Origin of the sequence: Pseudoalteromonas sp. SR45-5 (genome assembly GCF_014163565.1) — a bacterium.
Lineage (GTDB): Bacteria > Pseudomonadota > Gammaproteobacteria > Enterobacterales > Alteromonadaceae > Pseudoalteromonas > Pseudoalteromonas distincta.
Map to the genome: position 1 here is coordinate 1 of NZ_JACJDN010000320.1, position 4,542 is coordinate 4,542.

Sequence of the window (4,542 nt, forward strand, 5' to 3'; positions counted from 1 at the left end):
CTACACCGATAAATACACAACACCTTTAAAAGCTATTGCTTCAATTAAGGCTATTGGCGCAACTACGCAAAATCATACCAATATGCGCCAAGGCTTACTTACCAAATCGGCGCTACAAAAAGTATGCAGTGCGTATCCGCTTATAAATAATAAAGCATGTGTGTCTTATCATGTGGTGCTGTTATCATTAGAAAAAAGCCATTACAAAAAAGCGATTAATTGCTAAGTTAAAACTTAAACCAAAGTTAGATTCAGATCATAAGGCAACGCATGAAAGAATTTTTTATAACAGGCACCGACACCGATGCCGGAAAAACCCACGTTACCAGTTTGCTATTAAAATTACTTGCCCAACACAAAAAACAAGCCATTGGCTTTAAACCCCTTGCTGCTGGCTGCGAAATGGCATTCGATCAACTAGTAAACGCCGATGCCCTAATACTAATGGAAAGCGCAACAGTGAGCGCTAAATACGACGTAGTAAATCCGTTTGCGTTTGCACCACCTATTGCGCCGCACATAGCTGCTGAGCAAGTTGGAGTTAGTATTACTATTAATAAACTTAGTGATGCTTATAAAAATGTAAAACAACAGGGCGCTAATTACATACTTACCGAAGGTGCTGGTGGTTGGGCATTACCTATTAATAAAAACGATTATTTATACGACTGGGTTAAAGCAGACCAACTGCCGGTAATACTCGTTGTTGGTATGAAACTAGGTTGCTTAAATCATGCGTTACTAACCGCTGCGCATATGCAAAGTATGGGTATAAACTGCGTTGGCTGGATTGCAAACCAAGTCGATAAAAACATGGACGAATACCAAGCAAACCTTGATTCACTTAAAGCACGTTTACCGTTTCCAATACTTGCTATAAGCCCATACAGCGAGCAAACTCCTAAGTTACAAATATACAAAAGCTTGCTTAGTGCGTTATCTATAAACACTTAAGTGGTTTTAAAAAAGTTACTTTTTTAGGTAAATCTTGAAATAGTCAGCCTTAGTACACATATAAACGTTTATAAATACATAGCTTGCTTAAAGACAATGTTACTAAGGACATAACGACTATATGACGCACCCATTTATTGAAAGCTACGCCCCAAATTCGCACGTAAGTGCAGAGCCAAAAGCACTAAACAATGGTTTACCTAAAAAACGCGTAGGCATAATAGGTGGGGGCACTGCGGGCTCAACAATAGCCATCAGGCTTGCTGCGTTAGGGTTAGAAACTTACGTATTTGAAAAGAAAAAGTCGTTAATTGATGGCCCTCCAATGTGCCATTTGCATGCGGGTGGCAACTTATATCGTGAAATACCCGACGAAGACTGCATAGATTTACTCAAGCAATGTATAGATATTGCGCGCCTTTATCCTTACACCATCGATGTTCGCCCCACAGTATTTGCAGTGCCTAAACGCGATGACGACTCACCGGAAGATTTATTTCCGCGTTTAGATAAATTAGTAAAATCCTACAGCGAGCTTGTTGAGCAAGATAGCGCTAATAAAGTATTAGGCGAGCCAGAGCATTATTATCAGTTATATAGTTATGAGCAAATGCTAAAGCTTGCTAAACAAAAACAAGTAGCCAAGCCCACGTCGTTAGATGAGTGGATGATACCCGTTGCTAAGCATTTAGATTTAGATAAGCTAAAGTTTCCGCTAATTGTTGCACAAGAATATGGCTGGAATATTTTTCGTTTATCGGCCAGTGCACAACTCGCTCTTGCACAGTACAAACACGCTCACGTTTTAACAAGCACCAGTGTTAAAAATGTATCGCCAGTTATAAATACCAATAATGATAAGCAAACACTTAAGTGGCGCATTGAATACCAATCAGAGCCAAGCCTTGATGAACAACCTGTTACTCAAACCGATACGCAAACCATTGAGGTAGATTACCTTATTAATGCGTGTGGTTTTCAAACCGGTATTATTGACGACCTCGTTGGGGTAGATGTAAAACGCATGGTCGAATTTAAAGCCTCTTATATAACTCATTGGCAAGGTACTGGTGGGCAAATACCCGAAATAATTATTTATGGTAACCGTGGCACGCCAGAAGGTATGGCGCAGCTAACGCCTTACCCTAACGGGTATTTTCAAATACATGGCATGACTAACAACATTACATTGTTTAATGATGGGTTAGCTGATGCAACGCCAATGAGCGCACAACCTAAACTTCCCAATAAATACCTGCATTATATTAAAGATGGCTGGGATGAAGCAGCCTTGCAAACACGCACCCAAACAGCAATTGATTATGTAGCCGAGTTTGTACCTGCATTTAAAACAGCTAGCACACAAAATAATGCCTTGTATGGCGGGCAACAAATCCCAGGGGATGACGACACTTTGCGCGTAGCCGATGTAAGTTTATATTCGCATATTAGTTACGCACGGGCCGAAAATGTTAAAGCATCGTCAACGTTAATAGCGGCAGATCAAATAGTGGGTGAGTTTATAAAATTAGGAATAATAAGCAGCGATCCTGCTGTAAATCATCACCGCAGTGCCCACCAATGGTCGTACCTTAAATATAATAGCGGCGAAAAAATTGACGAAGTTGCACGCATATTGGCACACGAGCGTGGTTTTCCAATTGATATGGCAGAGCTTAATAACAGCTTGTAATAAGCTGTTATTAAGAAACTTTAGTCTTAAATTTGCTGTAAAACCCTTCTCAAAAAAATTATCAATAAACACATAAATAACACTTGTGTTATGACATAGTTTGTCACAGAATAGCGCTAACGTTATGACATAGTGTGTCATAACGCAGTGATTGCTTTAACCTAATTTAATTTTATGTTCGGTGATCAAACCTATTTTTGTGAGGACAATATGAAACGTATATTTTTGTTTTTATTAACTAACCTAGCGGTTATGTTGGTATTAGGTGTAGTGCTTTCAATAATAATGAGTGCGCTGGGCTTAAGCCATCGTAGTCTTGGCGGAATTTTACTTATAGCCACCGTATTTGGTTTTGGTGGATCGTTTATTTCGTTATTTATGTCGAAATGGATCGCTAAAAAATCAACAGGCGCGCATGTGATTACGCAGCCTCGAAACGAAACCGAACATTGGCTTGTACAAACGGTATCTGCGCAAGCACAAAAAGCAGGTATTAAAATGCCAGAAGTAGCTATTTACGACAGCCCAGAAATGAACGCGTTTGCAACGGGCCCAAGTAAAAACAACTCGTTAGTGGCAGTAAGCACAGGCTTAATGCACAACATGACCAAAGATCAGGCCGAAGCCGTACTTGCCCACGAAGTATCGCACGTGGCTAACGGCGACATGGTAACGCTTACGCTAATACAAGGCGTGGTAAACACCTTTGTAATATTTGCTGCAAAAGTACTGGCAGGCATAGTAGATAACTTTATTAATAGCGATGAAGAAGAGGGTGGCAGTAGCTGGACATACTTCTTATTCGATATGTTATTCCAAGTATTATTTGGCGTGCTAGCAAGCATAGTGGTTGCAAGTTACAGCCGTAAACGTGAGTTTGCAGCCGACAGCGGCGCAGCAAAATTAGTTGGTGCTGACAAAATGCGTTCCGCCCTTGAGCGATTAAAGCAAAACCATCCTTCGCAATTAGAAGGCTCAATGATAGCCTTTGGTATTGCAAGTGGGAAAGGTGTTGCTGAGTTGTTTTCGTCGCACCCACCGCTTGATGCTCGAATCGACGCACTTCGTAAGTAATTATGTAAATTAGTTAATATACCAAGCCAGCTTAATCGCTGGCTTTTTTATGTTTACGCAAAATGCTAAATACAACAGCACTGTTTGTATATACAGTTGTTTTTAATGCCAGCTAAAATCGCTACTTATTTAGGCTATATGTGTTTACGGAGTTACTATGTATGAGTAAACTAAAATACCTTAAAGCCAGCAATACTACTGGTTTTAATACTTAACATTTAATACTTAACAAGGATGCTTATTGTAGTGGAAAATATGCAGCAAACTAAAGAATGCATTATGTGTTTTAGCGCTATAGATTCACGCGCTAAAAAATGCCCGCAATGCACCTCACTTCAAGCTAAATATTCTAACTTAGAAAACAATCCCATTATTATTGGTGCATTGGCCTTAATTGTTGTTGGTATTTTTGGGTTTATTTTTTATCAAAATATATATGTAGCAGGGCTTAAAGACCAAGCACAAAAAAACCTAACTGCTAATGTAAACCAAATAAGTACTAAAAATGAAACCGATGGTTTGTATGTTACCTGTATAGGGCAGGTAAAAAACGAGTCGGACTTCACCTTTAAAAATATAAAGTTTAAGGTCGATTTTTTAACCGAGCAAAACACGCTAGTCGATACGTTATCAATAACCGACGAAGACCTAATTATACTTCCTAATGACTCAACAAACTTTAGAGTAAGAGGGATAGCCCAAAAGTCTGCTAATAGTTATAACAAGTGCCAAGTAACAATAACCGATGCTTGGGCCTATAAATAAAAATGAATTTTTACGATTAAAAAAACCAGCTAAAAAGCTGGTTTTTAATATAAATA

4 protein-coding genes and 1 pseudogene are annotated in these 4,542 nt (G+C 39.1%); all 5 read left to right on the top strand.

What is annotated here, in order from left to right:
• Positions 1-226, top strand: a pseudogene (locus tag H5072_RS12390) (SAM-dependent methyltransferase); the annotation flags it as partial.
• A gap of 44 nt (positions 227-270) precedes the next feature.
• A complete protein-coding gene (gene bioD / locus H5072_RS12395; protein ID WP_182693693.1) occupies positions 271-954 on the top strand; it encodes a dethiobiotin synthase in 684 nt (227 codons plus the stop codon).
• Positions 955-1,075: 121 nt separating this feature from the next.
• Positions 1,076-2,647 (top strand): FAD-dependent oxidoreductase, encoded by a 1,572-nt coding sequence (locus tag H5072_RS12400; protein WP_182693694.1) that lies wholly within the window; start codon positions 1,076-1,078, stop codon positions 2,645-2,647.
• Between the two features lie 210 nt (positions 2,648-2,857).
• A complete protein-coding gene (htpX, locus tag H5072_RS12405) occupies positions 2,858-3,721 on the top strand; it encodes a protease HtpX (RefSeq protein WP_182693695.1) in 864 nt (287 codons plus the stop codon).
• A gap of 255 nt (positions 3,722-3,976) precedes the next feature.
• On the top strand, positions 3,977-4,486 hold the full coding sequence (locus H5072_RS12410) for a hypothetical protein (RefSeq protein WP_259395937.1): 510 nt from the start codon (positions 3,977-3,979) through the stop codon (positions 4,484-4,486).
• Positions 4,487-4,542 lie beyond the last annotated feature (56 nt).